The organism is Autumnicola tepida (genome assembly GCF_031846485.1).
Taxonomy (GTDB): Bacteria; Bacteroidota; Bacteroidia; order Flavobacteriales; family Flavobacteriaceae; genus Autumnicola; species Autumnicola tepida.
The window spans coordinates 43,198-66,059 of the sequence record NZ_JAVRHQ010000007.1 but is presented as its reverse complement, the minus strand read 5'-3'; the positions used below and the strand labels follow the sequence as shown (position 1 = coordinate 66,059).

16 protein-coding genes are annotated in these 22,862 nt (G+C 40.0%); 5 read left to right on the top strand and 11 right to left on the bottom strand.

Annotated features, from left to right (window positions below):
- Positions 1-57: 57 nt before the first annotated feature.
- Positions 58-453 carry a 30S ribosome-binding factor RbfA gene (gene rbfA, locus RM553_RS07800; protein WP_311534365.1) on the top strand — a complete coding sequence of 132 codons (396 nt, stop codon included), beginning with the start codon at positions 58-60 and terminating at the stop codon, positions 451-453.
- A gap of 1 nt (position 454) precedes the next feature.
- Positions 455-1,654 carry an ABC transporter permease gene (locus RM553_RS07795; RefSeq protein ID WP_311534364.1) on the top strand — a complete coding sequence of 400 codons (1,200 nt, stop codon included), beginning with the start codon at positions 455-457 and terminating at the stop codon, positions 1,652-1,654.
- Here the strand turns inward: RM553_RS07795 and dusB are convergent.
- The 3 genes from dusB to RM553_RS07780 all read right to left on the bottom strand — a co-directional run bounded on the left by dusB (position 1,651) and on the right by RM553_RS07780 (position 8,376).
- A complete protein-coding gene (gene dusB, locus RM553_RS07790) occupies positions 1,651-2,643 on the bottom strand; it encodes a tRNA dihydrouridine synthase DusB (protein ID WP_311534363.1) in 993 nt (330 codons plus the stop codon). The two genes, RM553_RS07795 and dusB, sit on opposite strands and share 4 nt — an antisense overlap.
- Before the next feature lie 119 nt (positions 2,644-2,762).
- A complete protein-coding gene (locus RM553_RS07785) occupies positions 2,763-5,195 on the bottom strand; it encodes an outer membrane beta-barrel protein (protein ID WP_311534362.1) in 2,433 nt (810 codons plus the stop codon).
- Positions 5,196-5,424: 229 nt separating this feature from the next.
- On the bottom strand, positions 5,425-8,376 hold the full coding sequence (locus tag RM553_RS07780; RefSeq protein WP_311534361.1) for a serine hydrolase domain-containing protein: 2,952 nt from the start codon (positions 8,374-8,376) through the stop codon (positions 5,425-5,427).
- Between the two features lie 314 nt (positions 8,377-8,690).
- Between RM553_RS07780 and RM553_RS07775 the strand changes: the two genes are divergently transcribed.
- Positions 8,691-9,953, top strand: coding sequence for an ROK family transcriptional regulator (locus RM553_RS07775; RefSeq protein WP_311534360.1), 1,263 nt, complete (start codon positions 8,691-8,693; stop codon positions 9,951-9,953).
- Positions 9,954-9,993: 40 nt separating this feature from the next.
- A complete protein-coding gene (gene nagB, locus RM553_RS07770; protein ID WP_311534359.1) occupies positions 9,994-11,934 on the top strand; it encodes a glucosamine-6-phosphate deaminase in 1,941 nt (646 codons plus the stop codon).
- Positions 11,935-12,112: 178 nt separating this feature from the next.
- Here the strand turns inward: nagB and RM553_RS07765 are convergent, their stop codons facing one another.
- The gene (locus RM553_RS07765) at positions 12,113-12,430 is read right to left on the bottom strand and encodes a type II toxin-antitoxin system RelE/ParE family toxin (protein ID WP_311534358.1); all 318 of its coding nucleotides are present in this window, start codon (positions 12,428-12,430) and stop codon (positions 12,113-12,115) included.
- On the bottom strand, positions 12,427-12,663 hold the full coding sequence (locus RM553_RS07760) for a hypothetical protein (RefSeq protein ID WP_311534357.1): 237 nt from the start codon (positions 12,661-12,663) through the stop codon (positions 12,427-12,429). The genes RM553_RS07765 and RM553_RS07760 overlap by 4 nt, the downstream gene beginning before the upstream one ends.
- Before the next feature lie 192 nt (positions 12,664-12,855).
- Here RM553_RS07760 and RM553_RS07755 point away from each other — a divergent pair, with 192 nt between their 5' ends.
- Positions 12,856-13,794 (top strand): N-acetylmuramoyl-L-alanine amidase, encoded by a 939-nt coding sequence (locus tag RM553_RS07755; RefSeq protein WP_311534356.1) that lies wholly within the window; start codon positions 12,856-12,858, stop codon positions 13,792-13,794.
- Between the two features lie 458 nt (positions 13,795-14,252).
- Here RM553_RS07755 and RM553_RS07750 read toward each other — a convergent pair whose 3' ends face one another.
- From RM553_RS07750 to RM553_RS07725, 6 genes are all read right to left on the bottom strand, one after another.
- Positions 14,253-15,482 carry an SH3 domain-containing C40 family peptidase gene (locus RM553_RS07750; protein WP_311534355.1) on the bottom strand — a complete coding sequence of 410 codons (1,230 nt, stop codon included), beginning with the start codon at positions 15,480-15,482 and terminating at the stop codon, positions 14,253-14,255.
- A 13-nt stretch (positions 15,483-15,495) separates the two neighbouring features.
- Positions 15,496-16,515, bottom strand: coding sequence for a dipeptide epimerase (locus RM553_RS07745; protein ID WP_311534354.1), 1,020 nt, complete (start codon positions 16,513-16,515; stop codon positions 15,496-15,498).
- 10 nt (positions 16,516-16,525) lie between these two features.
- Positions 16,526-18,169, bottom strand: coding sequence for a glycoside hydrolase family 10-like protein (locus RM553_RS07740; RefSeq protein ID WP_311534353.1), 1,644 nt, complete (start codon positions 18,167-18,169; stop codon positions 16,526-16,528).
- Positions 18,170-18,285: 116 nt separating this feature from the next.
- Entirely contained in the window at positions 18,286-19,788 is a 1,503-nt protein-coding gene (locus tag RM553_RS07735; protein ID WP_311534352.1) for a SusD/RagB family nutrient-binding outer membrane lipoprotein, read from the bottom strand.
- A 5-nt stretch (positions 19,789-19,793) separates the two neighbouring features.
- The gene (locus tag RM553_RS07730) at positions 19,794-20,978 is read right to left on the bottom strand and encodes a TonB-dependent receptor domain-containing protein (RefSeq protein ID WP_311534351.1); all 1,185 of its coding nucleotides are present in this window, start codon (positions 20,976-20,978) and stop codon (positions 19,794-19,796) included.
- Positions 20,965-22,842 carry a SusC/RagA family TonB-linked outer membrane protein gene (locus tag RM553_RS07725; RefSeq protein WP_311534350.1) on the bottom strand — a complete coding sequence of 626 codons (1,878 nt, stop codon included), beginning with the start codon at positions 22,840-22,842 and terminating at the stop codon, positions 20,965-20,967. Before RM553_RS07725 ends, RM553_RS07730 begins: the two co-directional genes overlap by 14 nt.
- Positions 22,843-22,862: the final 20 nt, after the last annotated feature.

Sequence of the window (22,862 nt, the reverse complement as noted above, 5' to 3'; positions counted from 1 at the left end):
CTTTACCGAATTCACTAAATTAAGAATATTAAAATATAAATATGCTATTTTTGTATCATGGAAGAAACTAACAGACAGAAGAAAATAGGAGGTGTACTGCAGAAAGATCTGGCCGATATCCTTCAGAAGAATTTAAGGGACGCGGGCAGAACGGGAATTCTGATTTCTGTTTCCAAAGTAAAGGTCACTACAGATCTTTCCATAGCAAAAGCTTACCTGAGTATTTTTCCGTCGAAAAATGCCAGCGAGATCTTAAAGGAAATTGAAGCGGTAAAGCCTAAAATTAAGCATGAAATGGCGCAACGCACTAAAAATCAGTTGCGAAAAATGCCAGATCTTAACTTTTATATAGATGATTCCCTGGAGTATATAGAAGGAATAGAAAAATCTATAAAAGGGACTGAAGACCCAATTTCCAATCCCGATTTGCTGGACAGAAGGAAAAAGTCTTGATTTGAAATTTTCACTCTACATCGCCAGGCGGTATCTTTTTACCAAAAGCAGCAATAACGCGATTAATATTATCACAATTATTGCGGCGATTGGAGTGTTTGCAGGGGCTTTTTCACTTTTTATTGTTCTTTCCGGGTTTTCCGGACTCAGGGATTTTAGCCTTTCTTTTACCAATGCCTTCGATCCTGACCTGAAAGTGCTTCCCGCGAGTGGAAAAACGATTCGAATTTCTGAAGAACGGGCCGGTGAAATTGGCCAGATTAAAGGCGTGACCCATTTTTCAAAAGTTATCGAAGAAAGAGTTTTCCTGGATTACCGGTCAAAGAACCATACCGCGTTTATTAAAGGGGTTGATGAAAATTACCCACAGGTAAACAATATTGAAAATGCCATCTATGACGGGGCCTGGCTCAATAAAAATGAACCGCAGGTCGTGGTGGGCGCAGGAATAAGCCGTTTGCTGGGTCTTAGCGTATTTAATTATAATGACCTCCTGAGCATTCTTGTCCCTAAACCGGGGAAAGGCCAGATTACTAACCCAACCGACGCCTTTAACCGTAAGCAGGTGATTGTTAGCGGGATTTACAGTGTAAATGAAGAACTGGACAGTAAATATGTTTTTTCAAACATCAACTTTGCCCAAAATCTGCTGAATTTAGATAAGGATACCTTTACCGCTGTGGAATTAAAACTGGCTCCCGGCGCAGACACAGAGGCAGTATCCAAAGAAATAAAGGCGATTTTTTCTGAAGATATTATAATTAAAAACCGTGCGGAGTTAAACGAGGTGCTTTATAAAATGCTGAATACCGAAAATCTTGCGGTTTACCTGATTTTCACCCTTGTACTTATCATCGCCTTATTTAATGTGGTGGGTTCCATTATCATGGTTATTCTTGATAAGCGGGAAAATGTAAAAACGCTTTTTAGCCTGGGGGCAACCCCAAACCAGATCAAAAACATCTTCTTTTTACAGGGAATGCTTATGTGTTTTATAGGCGGAATAATTGGCCTCGGATGTTCCTTAATTCTTATATACCTGCAACTGCAGTATGACCTGGTAATGATTACTCCTACCCTGCCTTATCCCGTTAGTATTACTGCGGAAAATGTCCTGATTGTAATTTTAACTATTGGAATATTAGGGCTTATAGCATCTTACATAGCGGCAGGCCGAAGCAAAAAGGCGCTGGCGCATTAGGCAAATTCGTAACCGGAAAATTCTTTTTCCACCTCATCAAAAGCAGCAAAAACATCGGCAGCATCATCACTGGTCACCATTTTCATGCGATACTCCTTAAAGTGCGGAATTCCCTTAAAATAATTGGTATAATGGCGGCGGGTTTCAAAAACCCCCAGCTTTTCGCCTTTCCAGTCAATTGCCATTTGTAAATGCCTCCTGGCGGCATCTACTCGTTCCTGTAAAGAAGGTGGGGCAAGATGTTCGCCGGTTTTAAAGTAATGCTTCACTTCCCTGAAGAACCAGGGATAGCCAATACTGGCACGGCCAATCATGGCGCCGTCAAGGCCAAATTTGTCCCGCATTTCCATCGCCCTTTCCGGGGAATCCACATCGCCGTTTCCAAAAACAGGAATATGCATGCGTGGATTGTTTTTAACCTCTGCAATAGGTCTCCAGTCGGCTTCGCCTTTATACATTTGCGCCCTGGTACGGCCGTGAATTGCAATCGCCTGGCAGCCCACATCCTGCAGCCTTTCTGCCACCTCTACTATCTTTATGGAATCATGGTCCCAGCCCAGCCTTGTTTTTACGGTAACGGGTAGTTTGGTATGCTTTACCATGGCTTCGGTAAGGGAAACCATCAGGTCTATATCTTTAAGTATCCCGGCTCCTGCACCTTTTGATACTACTTTTTTAACCGGGCAACCAAAGTTGATATCAATAATATCCGGACCCGATTTTTCAACAATTTCAACAGATTGCAGCATAGATTCCAGGTTAGCACCAAAAATCTGTATTCCCACAGGGCGTTCCTTTTCGTAAATATCCAGCTTCATCACGCTTTTAGCAGCATCACGAATAAGGCCTTCTGAAGAAATAAATTCGGTGTACACCACATCTGCGCCCTGCTCTTTGCAAAGTGCACGAAAAGGCGGGTCGCTCACATCTTCCATTGGCGCTAAAAGCAATGGAAATTCTCCAACATTTATGTCTCCTATTTTTGCCACAATATTTTTGTTTGGGACTGCAAAATTAAGAAAAAGCAAACTAACCCGCTAAAAGGGAGAATAATATCTTTTGGGAAAGCTTTTCAGAAAAAACGAAACTGAAAGAGATGATGAAAAAATTATAAAGCGCTTTCTTCTTCCAGGCGTATACTTTCTTCAGCGTCTATAGCTCGTTTGTTATCCCTTAGTTTAAAATTTCCGAATTTATAGATTAGCCCAAACCTTACTTGCCTGGATTCCGGTTTGGCGAAAAAAGTATAATTCTGATTTAAATAATCTGAAGTTAACGGAATATTCATCGTGTTGAAGATGTCTTCAGCATTTATTGTTACTGTTAGCCGACTGTCAAAAAAGGTTTTTCTCAGTCCTATATCCAATCCATATTGTGGTTCGTCATAAGTATAAGATCCTGCAATAAAATCGGGGTTGTAAGTTGCCGTAAGATCTCCAATAAAGGTACCATCTTTAGATAGGGTAAACTGGTTGAACATCTGTATATAAGTACTAAACACATCGTTATTCACCTCCTGATTTCCGCTTTCGTAAGCAATAAATTCATTTTCCATATAATATAAGGAACTATAAAGATACATATACCACCAGTCTTTAGGATAGCCGTAGTACATCACATCAAGGCTATACTGCTGCTCATAGTTCATATTTGCGTTTACCGACCTCAGTACATGTTCTTCATTATCCTGAAATGGCAGCACCGCAGTGGCATTATCTATCCTGTCCCAATACAGGTCAAAAGACAACTGGTTTTTATAGGTGTAGTTAAAGTTGATTTTGTTTGAAATTGATGGTCTTAGATTAGGATTACCTTCATTAACTATATTCTCATTTAAGAAATACAGGTATGGATTAAGGCTTTGAAACCTTGGCCGTACAATCCGCCGGCTATAATCTACACTGAAGGAATTGTTCTCACTTTGATTGTACATTAAATAAAATGTGGGAAACAATTGAAAATATTCCTGTGTATTTACGGCACCAAGGCTGTTGGAAATTCCTTCAATGTCTGTATACTCACCGCGCAAACCTCCCTTAATACTCCATTTTTCCCAATCTTTGGAGATACTGGCATAAGCAGCATAAATATTTTCATCATAATTAAATTCATCAGAAAGGCCCTGTACAAAGTTGGCTGCTCCTGAATTCGTATCAAAAAAGTCCAAACCGCTATCAGATTTTAATCCTGAATATTTCAAACCGGTTTCAAAACTGGTGCTGCCCCAGGGAGTGCTTAGATCAATCCTTCCCGTATAAATATTGCTATTTTGCCCCGAAATCGTATAAAAAGAATTGTTGTTCAGTAAATTGCCTTGAGGTGAAAGGTAACGGGTCATCAAATCCTGTGTTTGATCGTCATTATAATATATATAATTGACCACAGCCGAAAGTGTGGCGCCTTTTTCACCAATAGAGGTGTTGTAGGTGCTGCTTAGCAGGATATTATCCTGATCGTTTTCCAGCCTGCTATCTGTAGTAAAGAGAGAATCCAGCTGCTGCTGTTGATTGTAAATTTCTGTAAGCCCGTCTATATCGGAATCACTTCTTGGAGTAACCTGGATATTGGCGCTAAAATTTAATGAACTAATATCGCTTAAAGTAAAATCGAGGATAGTATTTAAACTATGTGAAATCCTTCTGGTATTTCTTTCAAAATCGGTGTACCAACGGGAATCAACCGCGCCATCAGGCTCGTAAAATTCTATGCGGCTATCGTCATTTTTATAATCAAACCTGGAATTGAAATTGTAGCTGGCAAACGCATTTAGCCAGTCATTTTTGTAATACTGGCTGGTTCCCACATTGTATTTTGGAACAATAGCTATGGTATTGGAGGCATTTACACTTCCTTTATAGCCAATTGATATATTTTTGCTGGTTTGTATGTTAAGAATAGCGCCACCTTCAGCATCATATCTTGCAGGCGGATTAGTGATTACCTCGATAGATTTTATATTCCCGCCGGAAAAACCTTCAAGCAATTGTTGCAGTTCCTGGCTGGAGAGGTAAACCTTACGGTCATTTATATAAACCGTGGCAGGACGGTTCTTTACCATAAGCTGCCCCTGGCTAACAATAACACCAGGTGTTCTTTTTAAGATATCAAAAGTATTCCCGGTAGAGAGCGTGGAATTTTCTACGTTAAAAGTAATGCGATCTACACTTCTGGTTACTTTAGGCCTCCGGGCCCTTACCGTTACCTCATCAAGATTATCTAAATTTTCTTTCAGCTGAATGGGTTCTAAACGTGTATTTCCATTTACGGTGATTCTTCTGGAAAATTCCTGGTATCCAATAAAACTTACCTTCAGTAAATAATCATTATCCTCCACATCCTGCAAAAGGAACATGCCATCTTCATTAGAAACCGCGCCTTTATATACACTGGTGGAATCTTCAGCATTGAGTAAAATAACATTCGCAAAGGCGACCGGCTCATTATTGCTTAGCAGTTTTCCGCTAAGGTCACTCTGAGAATAGGTGTAATTAAAGCAAAGGAATAGTAGGGTAAAAAGGGGGGCTACATAGGCTTTCAACATATATTGGCTGGCTTCGTGGTTTCTTGAAATTCCAAACAAATATAATATTTCCTAAATAACTGTTAAGATTTTTGTTCCCTCTATTGGGTTTTTCAGTAAAAAATTAATTAAATACCAAAATCTAAGGCATTTAATAGTATGTTGTAAAAATTGCATAGGATCAGAGGAGAAAATTTATCAATCTGCAAAAACAAAAGTCTGCTTTTCAAAATAATTGTGAAGGAAGAACTTATTCTACAATAGCGTCATAAAGCACCTGTTGAATTTTAGTACGGGTATTTAATTTATACAAGCGGGTATTTTCCCTGGTTGGCAGCACGCGGTTGGAAAGAAAAAGGTAAAGCAAATTTTCCTGTGGATCTACCCAGGCGTAAATACCTGTGAAACCGGTATGCCCAAAACTATCCTTACTGACATCTTTGGCGGTATTACTGTCTTCACCTTTATATTCTAAATACGGTTTATCAAATCCTATAGCACGGTGATTGCCGTTTTCAGGAAACTGTGTCCTGGAGAATTCATTTAAAGTAGAGGCTTCAATAAAACGTTCCCCGCCATAAACACCGCGGTTGAGGTACATCTGCATTAGTTTAGCAAGATCGTTGGCATTGGCAAAAAGACCGGCATTGGCAGAAATCCCGCCCATCATTATCGCGCCCTCATCATGTACATTTCCCTGGATTGGCCGGTGCCTGAATAAAAAATCACTCTCGGTAGGCACAATTCTTTCATCCGGAAATTTTTCTGAAGGACGATACGTTAAAGTAGTTGCGCCAAGCTTGTCATAAAAATTCTCATAGATATATTTTCTAAAATCTTTACCTGTAATCTCTTCAACTATAGATGGCAGCAGGTAAAAAGCAAGGCCCGAATATTTATATTTTGCCTCCTCTTCCAGCGGGGATTTTTTAATCGCCTTGAATATCTTCTTTTTATAATTGCGGTGCAGCCACATATCATCGGCCACTTTAACCGGAAACCTGGCTGAAGAATCCTTTTTAAAGGTATTCCATTTATAGCTTCCGTTTTTTCTAAGGGTGTTTTTCCAGTACGGGATCCACGGCTTAAATCTCGCCTGATGAGTTAAAATTTGCCGAAATGGAATATCCGCTTTATTGGAATTTTTAAAATCTGGCAGGTAATCGTCTATTCCCGCCTCAAGGCTGAACTTCCCTTCATCATACAATTTCATTAAAGCAGGCAAAGCTGAAGAAATTTTGGTGACTGAAGCCAGGTCGTACAAATCGGTACGTTCAACTTTTACCGTATCGCTGTAACGATGCAGGCCATAAGCTTTATACAGCACCACTTTCCCATCGCGAGCCACAAAAATCTGCCCTCCGGGAATAGCCTTTGCGTTTATGGCCTGGTTCATTAAAGAATCCACCTGCCCATACAGGATTTTAGAATCCATCCCGGCATCCTCTGGCGTGGAATATTTAAACCTGATGCCGCCTTTTACATCTAGTCCCTCGCCGGCTTTAAATTTTTTTCCAACACTCACAGAAAGTCTTCCATTAGCGTCTATCCCGCCAAAAATAAGCTGCGCGGCCAGGTCTTCTGTAATTTCAGAATCCTGGTAGGTTTCGATGAGTGCCGGAGCCTGCTCGATATTTTTAATTTTATTGAGCGCGTACGGATTCTTAAAAAAGCTGATAACCGTGTTATTTTCTACGGAAAGTTCGCTGATAAAATCCTGTACGGCTTCTGAAAATTTCATCGTATTCCTCGGATATTTACTGTCATCATGAATCCCCAGGATAGTCAAATTGTATTTTTTAAGCGCTTCTTTAATTTCATTTATTTCTGAAGCTTTCGCATCTGCCTTCAATTGAAAATGCTTCACATCGGTATAAAGTCCCAGGGATTTCTGAAATTTGGTTCTCTTTTCAGCACCTATGGAAACTGAAGCTATCTTTAAAGTGTCGAGCTTCTTTAATGGCAGCAAAGAGCTCTCATTTTTCAGCACCGTTAAAGAAGCTTCCACCAGTTTTCTTTGCAGTGTAATTGCTTCAGGCGTATTGAGCTGCTTCAGAATATTCCTGGCTGGGACCGGCTTGTAATTGTTTAAACCAACCCATTGTTTTACAGCGAGAATTTTTCGGCATCTTTTATCAATTTCAGCCTGGCTTATCACTCCCTGCGAAATGGCTTTGCGCACTTCAGCAATCGCTTTAGGCACATCTTCAGTAAATTCCAGGAGGTCATTCCCGGCTAAAACCGCCATCTTATCCACCACGCCAGCTTCGTTGCCTTTGGTTACGCCTTTCATATTCATGGCATCGGTAACAATAAGTCCTTTAAAACCAAGCCGTTCCTTTAAAATTCCTGTAATTATCGCTTTAGATAAGGTTGAAGGCACCCCGGTGGAATCAAGCGCCGGAATATTTAAATGCGCTACCATTACCCCTCCAATTCCTGCTTCTATAAGTTTTTTGAACGGGTACATTTCCAAAGAATCCAGCCGTTCAAAAGGATGGTTTATTTGCGGCAGGGCAAGATGGGAATCGGTATCGGTATCCCCATGGCCGGGAAAATGCTTTGCGGTGGTAAGAATTCCTGCTTCCTGCATGCCCTTCATGTAAGCAATCCCTTTTTCAGCAACATTATTTTTGTCCTCTCCAAAAGAGCGGTAATTGATCACGGGATTATTGGGATTATTATTCACATCTACCACCGGGGCAAAATTCATATGAAGGCCTGTTCTTTTAACCTGCCTTGCTACCTCCTGCCCCATTTTATAAATAAGGGAGTCATCCCGGATGGCGCCCAGGGCCATTTGATAAGGAAAACTAAGCGTGTTGTCCAGGCGCATTCCCAGGCCCCATTCGGCATCAATGGCTCCCAGTAAAGGAACTTCTGCAGCCTGCTGATAATCGTTCATCAACTCTACCTGGGATTTTGGGTCTCCCTGAAAAAAAATAAGACCGCCAATTTTTTGCTCTTTTATAAGTTCCAGGATTTCTTTTTTATGTTTCTCTCCCCTGTTGGAATATGCCGCCACCATAATAAGCTGGGCGATACGCTCCTTGGGAGTTAAAGCCTCCATAACAGAATCTACCCATTTGCTGTTTTGATACTGAAGGAATTCAGGTTGCACCAAAGTAGTATCCTGGGCGTTTAGCTGAAGGTTAAAAAAAACTGCAGCCAAAATGACTACAACTGCTGGTTTAATTTTCATTTCTGAATAAATTGATGATTTTAATAATTCAGGTAATTACAGGAGTGTACTAAAAAATCCATCCGGTCCAAAGCATACTCAATGCTCAGCAGAATTTATTTGCTGAAGGAAACGCAAAAAAGCATTAAAACTTCATTACACAAATAATCATATTACCTTATGGCTATAAAAATATAAATTTGCTGTAAATAAATAATCTTTAATAAAAATTTTATGAAAGTTTTTTGCTGAATTATAATTTTAATCTATTTTTAATTCAGCAAAAAGCTATTTTATTAGCTCCTAATCTAAATACTCATTTTGGTTGAAAAACTATGAAAAATCTGGAATTATTAACTAAAAAAGAACATCTGGTTAATTCCAGTAATGTAGAGCGCAAAAAGCATCTTCAAAAAATAAAAATCCTTCAAAACATTTATTTTCAGGGTCCGCAAACCAATACGGATATCTGCGAAAATTTTAACATAAGCTCCCCTACTTCCATCCGGCTGCTTAACCAGCTTATTGAAGAAGACTGGATTAAAAAAGATGGCCGCGGCAAGTCTGTTGGCGGGCGCAAACCAGAACTCTATGCCCTGCGGGAACAAAAATTCTACATTGTGGGCGTACAACTGGAAAGGTTCAAAATTAAAATGGCCATTTTTGACAACCTCAACAATAAACTAAAGGAATATGAGAAAATCCCTTTTAAAATTGAAGAAGAAAAAAGCATTGTAGACCATCTTTTTGAAACCACCAGCAATCTTATTAAAGAATTAGGAATAGATGCTGAATATTTACTTGGAATTGGCATTAGCATGCCCGGCCTGGTTTCTTCCCGGGAAGGAAAAAATTTCACCTATTTTCTTGATGAAGAACAGACGGAATCTTTGGACCAGGCGCTGAAAAGAAGATTTAATAAGCCGGTTTTCATTTTAAATGATGCGAAAAGTGCCTGTTTAGCCGAATTCAATTTTGGCCTTGCCAGTGATAAGAAGAATGTACTGGTAATCTCAATGGATTGGGGAATTGGCCTTGGGATAATAATAGAAGGAAAAGTACACCAGGGCTCCACCGGTTTTTCCGGGGAATTCGGGCACATCCCGCTTATAGATGATGGCCTTTTGTGCCACTGCGGAAAACGCGGTTGCCTGGAAACAGTAGCCTCTGGCCTGGCATTATCGCGAATGGCAAAAGAAGGCATAAAAGCAGGAGAAAGCTCTATTCTAAACCGCCTATCTGAAAACGAAATTGAAAGGATACAGCCGCAAACCATTATTGATGCTGCCAATAAAGGAGACCAGTTTGCTATTAATATTTTATCTGAAGTTGGTATAAACCTGGGGAAAGGAATTGCCATTTTGATCCAGCTCTTTAACCCCGAACTCATTATCCTGGAAGGAAAGTTTGCTGAAGCGCAGCAGTTTATCACCACGCCTATTCAGCAATCTATCAACACCTACTGTATGGCACAACTAAGGGAAAAAACCACCATCTCCCTTTCAACATTGGGCAATGATTCGGTATTGTTGGGAGCGGTTGCCACAGTGATGGAAAATATTTTTGAAAATCAGATCAAAACAGCCAATTCAGTATAAAAACAAGTACTATAAACCCACCTTAAATTATCTCTAACCAATGGCAAGATTAAACCTTCTTGAGGAAACACGTTTTGAAAAAGTCCCGGTAAGTGTATATCAGGATCAGCATATCGCTTCAAAAAAAGTAGCGCAACGCATTGCTAATCTCATTAAAATAAAACAGGAAAATGGAGAAACCGCGGTATTGGGGCTTGCAACCGGTGCCACTCCTGTAGAAGTTTATGCTGAACTGGTGAGGTTACACCGGGAGGAGGGTTTAAGCTTTAAAAACGTGGTGACTTTCAACCTGGACGAATATTATCCCATGGCGCCTACCTCGAAGCAGAGCTATGTTACTTTTATGTATGAAAATCTTTTTGATCATATAGACATAAAAAAGGAAAATATTCATATTCCCGATGGAACACTTGATAAAGAAGATATTGCTGAATACTGCATTGGCTATGAAAATAGAATAGGGGAACTGGGCGGCCTTGACCTTCAAATCCTGGGGATTGGTAGAACCGGCCACATTGGTTTTAACGAACCGGGTTCTGCCCCAAACTCGGGAACCAGGCTCGTAACTTTAGATGACCTTACCCGGCGTGATGCCTCCAGGGACTTTGGCGGTAAGGAAAATGTTCCTACCAAAGCCATTACCATGGGAATTGGAACAATTTTCAAAGCAAAGGAAATTATCCTGATGGCCTGGAATACCAAAAAAGCTTCTATCATTAAAAAAGCGGTGGAGGGGGAAACTTCAGGAGAAGTTCCGGCCACTTATTTGCAGCTTTCAGAGAATACAGAATTTGTTTTAGACAAAGATGCGGCTTCAGAATTGACCCGTTTCAACACACCCTGGCTGGTGAAGGATTGCCTTTGGGACAGGCACCTTATAAAAAAGGCAGTTATATGGCTATCCCGTAAAGTCAATAAACCTATTTTAAAATTGACTGATGAAGACTACAATAATAATGGCATGGCCCAGCTGGCTACTGAAAAAGGGCCTGCTTATAATATAAATATCCATGTTTTTAACCAGCTGCAACATAGTATTACCGGCTGGCCCGGTGGAAAACCCAACGCTGATGATTCGCAGCGACCTGAGCGTGCAGAACCCGCCAGAAAAAGAGCGGTGATCTTTTCTCCCCATCCCGATGATGATGTGATTTCTATGGGAGGTACCTTTATTAGGTTGGTAGACCAGGGGCATGATGTGCATGTGGCTTATCAAACTTCTGGAAATACAGCGGTTTGGGATACCGATGTGCTGAGATATGTGGAATTTGCCATAGATTTCAACAAAAGTGTTGGAGAAGACACAACAAAGCTGGAAAAAACCTATGAGGACATGCGGACTTTTATCAGGCAGAAACAACCAAACGAGATAGACCTGCCCGAAGTGCGCAACGTAAAAGGTTTTATTCGAAAATCTGAAGCCATTGCCGGAGCCCGCTATGCCGGTCTTCAGGATAAAAATATTCATTTTATGGCACTGCCTTTTTATGAAACCGGTAAGACCGTAAAAAATCCGGTGACTGATGAAGACGTGGAGCTTACAATAGAATTACTTCAGAAAATCAAGCCCCACCAGATTTTTGCAGCTGGCGACTTTGCAGACCCTCACGGCACGCACCTGGTTTGTTTTAAAATTGTAGTGGCGGCAATGGAAAAACTTCGCAAAACAGAAGAATGGGCGCGTGAAACCTGGTTGTGGATGTACAGGGGAGCCTGGCATGAGTTTGAAACCCACGAGATTGAAATGGCAGTACCACTTTCGCCACAAGAGGTGGAAAGGAAGAAAAATGCCATTTTTCAGCATCAGTCCCAAAAAGATCGTCCTGTCTTCCCTGGCGATGATGAGCGGGAATTCTGGATGAGAGCACAGGAAAGGAACAGGGAAACAGCAGCCGACTACCATAAACTCGGGTTGGCAAATTATGAAGCTATGGAAGCTTTTGTGAAGTGGAAATTTCCCTCCCCGGAATTTCAGGAATAAATTTAGCTTTTTTAAGAACAGACTTTAAAAGCCTGGGCATGCCAGGTTAAACGCAGTTAAAATTTATTTAAGCGGACTCATATAATCGCCACGTGGATAGTTAGTAATCTAGTGTCCGAAAATATTCATTGATATAGAATGGTCTTAATTGTGAAGAGACATTGCTGGCAAGTGTCTGTCAATCCAATCTTTCCAGTTTATTCGGTTTTTGTTTAGTAGCAAAAATATCCGCGATTTTTATTAAATTATTCTTTTCGTCAACAGAATAGATGATTTTATAATTTTTAAAAACGAGATATCTATATAATATTTTTCTTTCTTTGAGAAGTACTTCTTTTTGTCCAATAAATGGATCCTTTATTAATCTGTCCGGTTCATTTAATAAACCTTCAACCATTTCTATTGCAACTCTCTCACTTGCATTTTTCTCATAATATTCAAAAATTTCATCGAGTTGTTTTTCTGCAAATTTCGACCAAATTACTTCAAAATTCATTTTTTGTATTTAGATAACAATTCCGAGGTCTTCTTGTATCGATTGTTTTTAAAGTCTGCTTCGGATTTGTCAATTCTTTCGTTCAACTCTTTTCTAGTCATTGGGTTAATTTCTTTTTCAACTACATTCTCTTTCTCTTTTTTAAGTAGCTTTTCAAGTCGGGAAATCGCTTCCTCACTTTGGAGTTCTAAGAAATCCTGAACAAATTCTATTTTTCTTGATTGTAAATCCATTTGATTCCGCTTTCTATCAAAAATACGAAATCCGAATAAATCTTTTAATTTTCTTCTGAAGTTTCGATCGTTTTTCGCATAGAAAGCTATAGTTCCCAACACTGCTCAAAATGGGTGAAGGAATATTCTAAAATTGATTAAAATAATTTAGTTTTATGGATATTTTTGAAGAAACCAAATGCCAAGAACTATATGAAAAAGATATTTCCCGCCTGTCTGCTGGCTTCCATTTGTCTCCTGCTTTCATGCAGTTCCAATCCCTATTCCAAAACCAACAGGGTTTATAAGAAGCAGACGAAAGCTTACGCCAAAGAACTGCGGATTTCTCCTGAAGAGGAACTTTCGGATACCTCAAAAATTAAGTATGGCCCTAATTGGGTTGGCACCACTAATTTTAACCTGAGAAAACCTAATTATGTGGTAATTCATCATACAGCACAGGATTCCGCAGCACAAACTTTAAAAACATTTACGCTGCCCCGCACGCAGGTAAGCGCCCATTATGTGATAGGACGGGACGGAGAGGTTTATCATATGCTGAATGACTATTACCGTGCCTGGCACGGTGGCGTGGGCTCATGGGGAACCACAAACGACCTGAATTCTGCTTCCATTGGGATTGAGCTTGATAACAATGGTTTTGAAGAATTCCCTGAAGCGCAAATCAACAGCCTCCTGGACGTGCTGGAAATGCTGAAAAGAAAATATAAAATTCCCGCCCAAAATTTTATAGGCCATTCTGATATCGCTCCAACAAGAAAGGTAGATCCAAGCGCCCTTTTTCCATGGAAAAAATTAGCGGAAGAAGGTTACGGGATGTGGTATAATGAAGAAGTGGTGGAAAACCTGAAAATGGAAACAGAATTTTTTGAAACACAAAATCAGCTGCTAATTGCTCAACTGAACCCTCTAAATCAAAAACTGCCATTCCTGGACCGTCTTCTTTTCCCAACAATCATTCCTTCAGATTTTAATTATGTGGACGCGCTGAAGATTATTGGTTACGACACCTCAGATTTGTCTTCAGCCATTCAGGCTTTTGAACTGCATTTTATCCAGGAAGATGTAAATGGAATTCTAAGCGAACATGACCTGAAGGTACTTTATGACCTTTATAAAAAATCACTTTAATATTAGAGTTTACTCCGAAAACTCAAGTTAAAAAGAAAAAGAGTTAAAAAGTTAAAAGTTTTGGATTGTTGCGTTTTCAATATACTTGTGAATATCCGGAAACAGTAATATGATGTTTAAAGCTTTCTCCCATTCAAAATTCTTAGTACAAAGTTCCCGACACGAGAGGCCTCACAGGTTTTTTGAAACCTGTGAGGTCTGGTGCTTGATGCAGGTTCCTGATTTTAAGAATAAATAATGACATTCAAATACTTGTTAATCAGCATTTAAAAAAAATTTGAATTTTTAAGTTGAAGATTAAAACATCTTTTCGAAGTGGACTCAATAGTTTAAATCTTTAAAATATATTTTGTCGGTACAAACCTGCTTGGCAGACAGGCGCAGTCGGAAGGTACTTTGAATATCAATTCAAAAAAAGTTCTCGACTGCGCTCGAACTGACAAGTACTTTATTTTTATTTATTCTGAAGCTTCTGCAGAAGCAGCATCTGTGGTAAAAATATCCTTTTTCCTGAGATAAGTAAGGCCCTCCCCTTCCTGGTTCAGCAAACGTTTGGTCCTTAAATAGCGGTCGTAATTGCCCTGGTCAAAGTTTTGAGCATTTTTATCCATGCTGCTAATATGTACGCGGCCTGAGGAATGGATGAATTCGTTATTTCCAATCCACATGCCCACATGCACCACCCGCTCTGAAGTAGAATCTGTAGCCGGCCTGCCAAAGAAAAGCAGGTCTCCCGGGATAAGTTTTTCAAAATTCCTGGTGGAATCTATCAATTTCCCCGTGTGTACCTGTTGGGAAGCATCACGCGGAATTACCATTCCGTTTAGGAAATAAATGGTTTTGGTGTACCCGCTGCAATCCACTCCTTTGGAGGAAGTACCACCCCATAAATACGGAAGCCCCATAAGTTTTTTGGAAGTAGCGATAAGGTCTTCCCCTTCAGGATTCAAATTATCGACCCATTCTTTATATTCTTTGGCTTCATTTTGCTGAATAAAAGCCGTTCTGCCATCGGGATATTCCACTTTAAAGAAGCCATTTTCAATTCCTGTTAACTCAAAGATATCCCCGGCAACCAAATCTGAAACTACATCTGAAGCAGGATTAGCTTCAGCATAAGAATTTCCAAAGGGCTGAAGGTAAATCAGTTTTTCTGAAGATTTCCAGTCGTTGAATTCTTCTTCGGAATAAATCTGCACTCCGCCGCCATCTACCCAGGCCAGGTAATCATCTGGCGTCTGGATTAGGTACCAGTTTCTTTTTTTCTTATACACATTTACAGGCATTCCCAAGGTTGCCTGCGTCACGAGTTCAGAAGAATGACCGGAATCTCCCCGTAAATTGGCTACGGAAATTTTAATCACTCCTTTGCTATTGGCCAATTCCTCCTCCGGCAGCATTTGAATGCTGTCCTTAAAATTGATGTTTTCAGACTTTAGTTTTTGCTTTAGATTTTCCACAGCTTCAGGAAGATTTGACTCTCCTTTTAAAACATACGCATCCTCATTTTCTTCTGCCTCAATATCAAATAAGGCCACGCGTTTATCTGGTGCATACTCCTGCCGAACCTCAGCAATAAGGTTTTCAGCTTCATTTGGAGCTTCAGTATCTGCAGTGTTTTCGTTATTACAACTGGCCAGCATTAGTAACGTGAAGGCCAGAAATGCTGAATTAAGTATCTTTTTCATCTTCAAAAGTATTTCATGTAAATTTAATCAATTTTGCGCCGGTGCCATTTCTTTCAGGAAAATGTACTTTCCCGTCCCTTAACTTTACTCCTTCGGCTATATCGTTTTTAAGCAGTAAAGCGCCGTCCATATCTACGTAATCCAATAATGGCAATAAATGTGCAATGGCCGAAATTCCTACAGTAGACTCTGTCATACATCCTACCATTACTTTTAATCCAAGGGTTTTCGCTTCAGCAATCATTCTTTTGGCGGGAGTTAAACCGCCGCATTTAGTGAGTTTAATATTAATGCCGTGAAAATAACCTGCACATTTTTTTACATCGGCTTCGGTGATACAGCTTTCATCGGCGATTACCGGCAAAACCGATTCATTATAAACTTTTCTCATCCCCTGCCAGTCTTCTTTCGGCAAAGGCTGTTCCAGGAATTCCACGTTTAGCTCCTTCAGCAAAACGGCATTTTTTATGGTTTCTTCAGCGGTCCAGGCACAGTTTGCATCTACCCGGAACACAGCACTGGTATGCTTCCGCAGCTCCCTTACAATTTGCACATCTTCATCGGTGCCCAGCTTGATCTTGTAAAGCGGCCAGGGAAAATTCTTCATTTTCTGTACCATTTCTTCTATGGAACCAATGCCAATTGTATAATTGGATAACGGCAGATTTTCCAGCTCCAACCCCCATAGTTTATAGAGCGGCAGGTTTTTGCTTTTTCCGTAGAAATCATGCACCGCGATATCTAAACCACTCTGGGCAAAGGAATTTTCTTTAAAATATGGTGCCGTAATTTGCCATATTTCTTCAGGGGATTTATTAATATTTTCAGCAACTACCGGGCAGACTTCTTCTACCAATTGGCCCATTTTATCTACTGAAACTCCATAATAGGAAGTTGCCGCAGCTTCTCCGTAGCCTGTAAAGTCACCATTTGTTAATTCCACAATAAGGGTGGGCTGCACATTACGCGAGCTATGGCTAATCCTAAAGGGATCTTTTAACTGCAGATTATATGTGTGGGTTTTGAGGATCATTTAATAAAATTTATTGCATCAGAATTTCCTTAAAATCGCTTTCATTCCCTAACCGGTCAACAGCTGTAACGGCAATTGCTTTAATAGTTATTTTTTCTGAGTTTTTGCTTTTTATAAAGGCCGGAAGCTCCAAAATATTATCCTTCCTGTTCAAAATCTTATAATTCCAGGTATCCTTGTACCTGTAGTACACCACGTAGCGAAATACATCTTCAGGATTAGCAGGCACCCAGGTGATTTTGAGTTTCTCTCCTACTATTTCAGGAACGACCACAGGTATTTCAGGAGCTTCATCATCAAGCCATGGTGATGCAGGAACCAAAGCTTCCTTTTGATAAGGACCATCTAAAATCGCGGTGGCGACAGAAGGACTTTTAATGAGTGGTCCAATGCTCCAATGCAGCACACCCGGGCTTTCCGGCAACATCCCGCGGGTAATCATGATCTGGTTAATGGTTTCGTCAGGATTATTATCCTCTGTGCTCAAACCAACATTTATGCCCGGCCACAAATGTCTATTTTTGGTATTCTCTTTAGACCACCAACCCAACAGCACCGGGAAACTTTGGGGAAGCTGATTGATCTTCCAGTAAAGCTGTGGCGAATAATAATCTACCCAGCCTTTGTTGAGCCACAAACGGGCATCGGCGTATAATTCGTTGTACTGGTCGTAACCCGCTATAGATTCGGGATATCCCGGCCGCCAGATTCCAAACGGACTTAACCCGAATTTTACCTGAGGTTTTTCTGTTTTGATTTTTTTATAGAGGTTTTCTATAAAAGAATTTACATGCTCCCGCCGCCAATCGGCTCTGGAAAGTTTTCCACCCTGCTTCAGGTAAGTATTCCAGCTCTCACCATCGGGGAAATCTTTGCCATTATTGTAAGAATCGTAAGGATAGAAATAATCATCGAAATGAATTCCATCCAGATCGTAGCGGTTTAAAAGGTCCAATACCACGTTTGTAGTACGGCTTTTTGTTTCTTCTTTGGAAGGATCCATCCACCACATGCCGTTTTCCAGCTTCACCACAAGCTCCGGATTAGTTTTAATTACCGACTTTTCACTAATTTCCTTTCCGGTGGTATGATGGGCCCTGTAAGGGTTTAACCAGGCGTGCAATTCCAGCCCGCGATCGTGCGCCGCTTCTATCCAGAATTGCAGCGGATCGTAGTAAGGCTCCGGAGCTTTGCCCTGTGTTCCGGTTAAAAAATATGACCAGGGTTCTATTTCACTAGCATATAAAGCATCTGCCTGTGGCCTCACCTGCAGGATCACCGCGTTAAAATGATGCGTTTTTAGAAAATCCAGAAGCTGGATTGCTTCCTGTTGCTGTTCTTTTGAGCTAAGTCCGGGACGGCTTGGCCAGTTGATATTGGCTACAGTAGCCACCCAGGCAGCCCTGAATTCCCTGTCGGCCTGCGGAAAATCTCTCTTTTCTTTGTTTACAACAGGAACGGCCTGGATTTCTTCTTTTTCTACTGAAGGGATTTCCTGGGAAGGATTTTCTTCTTCCGAAGGATTTTTATTCTCTTCCTCTACGGCAGGAGACGCTGTTTCTTCTGAAACTGCAGGTTGCGAGGTTTTGCAGCTATGAAAACCTATACAATAAAGGAGTAGTAACAATAAATAATAAATACGTTTTCCAGTCATATAATTTTTAAATGAGAGAACCTTGAGAACGAAAAGTGTGCTAAATTATTTAAAATAAAATCTGGAAAACCCGATATTGAATATCAGGTTTTCCAGACTTCTTATAATCTCCAGATCTATTCTTCAATGTCCCACCACACACGCGTGGTCAATCTCTCATATGGATCGTTATTTGGCATATTCTCATAATTCCTGTCTTCTTCATTATATTCATACATCATGGCCCGAAGCCAGTCATCATCGTTTGGAAAAATGCTTACATTCACATTTTCCGGACGTTGTAAGCCAGGGTAAATTTCATCGCTATAGTCTACTCTTCTAAAATCCACCCAGGTTTCAGGATTAAGCATATTGGCAATATATTTCTGTACAAAAATCTGAGAAAGTTCTAGTTCTGATTCACCTACCACCTCATCTATTCTACCTAAATAGTTCGTAATCTCTTCAGCTGGAATATTCAGTTTTTCTAAATCTGCCTCTACCCCTGTTTTATATGCTGTATAAGCGCCGGCTACGTCGCCACTTCTAAATCTTGCTTCAGCTTCGATAAATTTCACTTCGCTATACGTCATCATGTAGGTAGGGGAATCTGGTGAGGTATAAAAGCCTCCATTCCCAATTGAATAATTATCGGCTTCATCAGCATCTACACCAGCACCTGTTCTTACACCCTGGTAACCGCCATTAACAGCTTCGGGTACTATAACAGGTAATCTGGGATCAACAAACTCGCTATTTGTATTTAACGGATCCTTTAGAAGTTCCACAAAAAATTCAGAAAAATAGTCAAACCGGGTGGATCCATAACCGCTAACACTAAAAGGCTGATTATCGTTAGAAGCTTCGCCCCCTCCATATTCAATCAATGCATTATCCTGATTAGAGGTAAAACCTTTTTCCGCAGCTTCAATCACAGCCTGTGCGTCGTAAGCATGTTCTCCTGAAGATTTTTTAGTCAGGTGATTTAAATATCTTGCTTTAATAGAATACGCAAAACGTTTCCATTGGTCCAGGTCTCCATTGTAAAGAATATCTCCATCTTCATCATTTAACCCAATTTCACTTTCTTCGTCCAATTCGTTAACCGCTTCATCCAGTAGTTGAAAAATGCGCTCATACACTACTTCCTGAGAAACAAAGTCTGGCTCAAGTTCTATGGTTTCAGTGGGATCATAACTGTCATCTAAAACAATAGATCCATATTGATCTGTAGTCATTCCCAGAATGTATGCTCTTAAAATTTTACCTACTGCAGAAAAGTGAGGCGAATTATATTCATTCCCCAAATAAATAAGATCAGCTGTGTTAGGCAGGGCATATACATAGGCGTTTTGCCATAAAAAATAGCTACCTGTAGTTAAAAAAGTATTCCAGGATTCTGAATAGTAGGCCGCAGTGTTTTGGGAGCCGTATTGAACCACTCCGAGAACTTCTCTTACACCACGATATTGAGCAGTAGCCACGGTATTTTCTATTGCTCCCTCAATACGATATTGTGGTGGAAGACCTGTGTTTGTTGGCTGTGTCTCTGAGCTGTTTACATCGAAATAATCATCGCTACAGGCTGTTGTAGATAAAATACTAACTATTGTAAATATGTATATATAAATCTTTTTCATAATTTCTAAAATTTAAACCTTAATCCTAAATCAAACCCTCTGGTGTTTGGAGTACCCAAGTTATCAATTCCCATAGAACCAGCACCCTGAATTCCGGCTCCATAAGTATTTACTTCCGGATCAACACCTGAATAGTCGGTAATGGTAAACAAGTTTCTTCCGGTAACTGAAAGTTGTGCTGAAGCAATATTAAGTCTGTCTAGAAAATCTGATGAGAAATTGTAACTTATAGTTGCATACCGGAGTCTTGCAAATGAAGCATCTTCAATAAAATTTTCTGCATCCTGTGAATAATATCCCTGATAATATTGCTGATCGGTAACTTCAGTTGTATTTGGATTTCCAGCCGCATCTACTCCGTCTACGATCATAGTTCCATCAGGTGATCTGTCTAATGTTTCCTCCGCTAAACCATAATAAGCTAAAGCAGATTTTGTAGCATTATAAGCTTCCTGTCCCTGCACAAGGTCTATTAGGAACGAGAGGTTAAAGTTTTTATAAGCCAGGTTGTTTGTAATTCCCAAAGTCCAATCTGGTAAACGATTTACATCCTCAAAAACCACGGTTTCCAGTTCTGGAAGACCATCTGCCCCAATTATTAGTTGCCCGTCGTCATTACGCACAGCCTTATATCCGCGAAGTCCAAATAATGAGCCACCAAGAATTGCTGCTCCGGCGGCACTATTTTGAAAAGTCCAGGAATCTGATAGATAAACCTCATTCAGCTGGCCTGGTAATTCTTTTACATCACTCTGGTTCATTCCGAAGTTAAACGTCATATCCCATTGAAATTCCCTGTTCCTTGGAAAAATTTTTGCATTAAGTAATGCTTCTATACCTTTATTCACAATAGATCCTCCATTTAAAGTCGCATAGAATGTACCTGCGGAAGGTGGAACCCTTATATCTTCTAAAATCTGATTTTCAGACTTGCTATAATAAAAACTCATATCTAAGCCTAGCCGGTTCTTAAAAAACCTGGTGTCAAAACCAAATTCATAACTATTGGTAAATTCCGGCTCCAGTTCGGGATTTCCAATATCCACCCCATTGTAAGTATATGCAGAACTTGCCAGTGCATTTATATTTGTTCCAAGGAAACTTTCCAAAGCTCCGATTGGCGCATCCTTACCTACTTTTGCCCATGTTGCACGCAATTTTAAATATGACAATCCATCATCTGATGTCATATAATAATTCGCTCAATACTGCTGAAGAGCCAATAGAAGGATAAAAGAATGAACGCTTATCTTCGGGTAAAGTAGAGGACCAGTCATTCCTACCAGTAAAATTGAGGAATAATGCATCTCTCCACCCAAATTTAAGTTCACCAAATACTCCAACTGCACGTCTTCTCCTTATAATTTCTGAGATGGACTGAGCTTCCTGAGAGACATTTCCAATGCTATATATTCCCGGAGCCAGAAATCCATCACCTGTTGTATAAGTGGTTTGTACTTTTAAATCTTCAACCATGTTTCCAATCAACGCGTCAATTTGAAAATCTTCAGTGATTTCTTTACTGTAGCTAATTATTAGGTTAGAAGTAGTCCTGCGATTTTCCCTTTCGAATTGACTGATATATCCATCCTGGCGGTTTTCAATTAAAGATCCTGTGCCAGTGATTCTTTTGCTAAATTCCCTAAAGTAATCGGTTCCAAGCTTGTAAGAAATATTAAAATCTTCTAGAAAATTGTAATTAACATTCACAATTCCTATTAAGCGGTTAACTTTATTATTATTCGGACTGTTATCTAAACTCCAATATGGATTATCAAATGTCTGGTCCTGATAAAACATATTCTGGGACCCATCTTCATTATAATAATCCTGAATATCCACATTTATTGGATACGCCAGTAAACTGCTGTAACTACTACCTGTAGCATTACCTTGTTTTGTACTACCAATTTCAGAAACAATATAATTTGCAGAAGCCCCTACTGTTAAATCATCTCCCAACTGAGAAGATGAATTGATTTTAAAAGAAGTTTTATCGTAGCTGGTGCCTTCTATAACACCTTCCTGCGAGACATCCCCTATAGAAAGATACATTGTTCCTATTTCTGACCCACCTGAATAGCTTACATTATGATTTTGAGTAATGGCTGTGTCATAAAAATCATCAATATGGTCATATGTTGGTGTACCTGCAGCAACCTCCGGGCCCCAGCTAAAAGAAGACTCTGGTTCATACTCAAAACCTTCGGTACTAAGAATTTGTGTACCCTGCCCGTATACCTGTTGAACATCTGGAGTTCCCAATACATTATCTACCGAAAAAGTGCCCGAATATGAAATAGTACTTACACCTGCCTTTCCTTTTTTAGTTGTTATAATAACTGCCCCCTCAGCTGCCTGTATCCCATAAAGAGCAGCAGCGGCGGGTCCTTTTAGTACAGATATGCTTTCTATATCCTCTGGATTTATATCTGCAGCTCTGTTAATATTTGCTACTTCCAAACTGGAATTTGTAGAATTATCTATGGGGATACCATCTACAACAAATAACGGCTGGTTATCTCCTGTAATAGAAGTTCCTCCCCGTATAAGGATAGCGGTTGAGGAACCTGGTGCACCACCAGAATTAGCAATTGTTACACCAGAAACTTTCCCCTGTAGCCCACTTACCACATTGGTCCTGTTTCCTTCCAGAAGTTCCTCCGATTCCACTTCCTGCACTGCATATCCTAATGCTTTTTGCTGCCTTTCAATACCAAATGCGGTTACCACCACCTCATTCAGGCTTTCGGTATCCGTATCCATTATAATATTAAAAGTAGTTTTATCGCCCACCATGACTTCTTGTGTAGCAAATCCAATAGAGGAAAATACCAGAATATTGTCATCGTCATCTGGAATGGATAAACTAAAATTACCATCAAAATCTGTTACAGTACCAATAGTTGAATTTTGAACCGCAACATTTACTCCCGGAAGTGGCATTTGATCTTCATCCACAACAGTTCCTGAAATTACTCTTTCCTGTGCCCAAACCTGAAAGGAAAGAAGACAGAGAAGGAATAAAATTAATTTTCGTAATTCTTTTTTCATAATATTCCGTTAACAATTAG

Bases quoted from the DNA above. Each gene is read 5' to 3' on its own strand.
- RM553_RS07780 (WP_311534361.1), bottom strand. From the start codon at position 8,376: ATGAAAATTAAACCAGCAGTTGTAGTCATTTTGGCTGCAGTTTTTTTT.
- RM553_RS07775 (WP_311534360.1), top strand. From the start codon at position 8,691: ATGAAAAATCTGGAATTATTAACTAAAAAAGAACATCTGGTTAATTCC.
- RM553_RS07765 (WP_311534358.1), bottom strand. From the start codon at position 12,430: ATGAATTTTGAAGTAATTTGGTCGAAATTTGCAGAAAAACAACTCGAT.
- rbfA (WP_311534365.1), top strand. From the start codon at position 58: ATGGAAGAAACTAACAGACAGAAGAAAATAGGAGGTGTACTGCAGAAA.
- RM553_RS07750 (WP_311534355.1), bottom strand. From the start codon at position 15,482: ATGAAAAAGATACTTAATTCAGCATTTCTGGCCTTCACGTTACTAATG.
- RM553_RS07730 (WP_311534351.1), bottom strand. From the start codon at position 20,978: ATGACATCAGATGATGGATTGTCATATTTAAAATTGCGTGCAACATGG.
- RM553_RS07740 (WP_311534353.1), bottom strand. From the start codon at position 18,169: ATGACTGGAAAACGTATTTATTATTTATTGTTACTACTCCTTTATTGT.
- RM553_RS07760 (WP_311534357.1), bottom strand. From the start codon at position 12,663: ATGGATTTACAATCAAGAAAAATAGAATTTGTTCAGGATTTCTTAGAA.
- nagB (WP_311534359.1), top strand. From the start codon at position 9,994: ATGGCAAGATTAAACCTTCTTGAGGAAACACGTTTTGAAAAAGTCCCG.
- RM553_RS07735 (WP_311534352.1), bottom strand. From the start codon at position 19,788: ATGAAAAAGATTTATATATACATATTTACAATAGTTAGTATTTTATCT.
- RM553_RS07755 (WP_311534356.1), top strand. From the start codon at position 12,856: ATGAAAAAGATATTTCCCGCCTGTCTGCTGGCTTCCATTTGTCTCCTG.
- RM553_RS07785 (WP_311534362.1), bottom strand. From the start codon at position 5,195: ATGTTGAAAGCCTATGTAGCCCCCCTTTTTACCCTACTATTCCTTTGC.
- RM553_RS07745 (WP_311534354.1), bottom strand. From the start codon at position 16,515: ATGATCCTCAAAACCCACACATATAATCTGCAGTTAAAAGATCCCTTT.
- RM553_RS07725 (WP_311534350.1), bottom strand. From the start codon at position 22,842: ATGAAAAAAGAATTACGAAAATTAATTTTATTCCTTCTCTGTCTTCTT.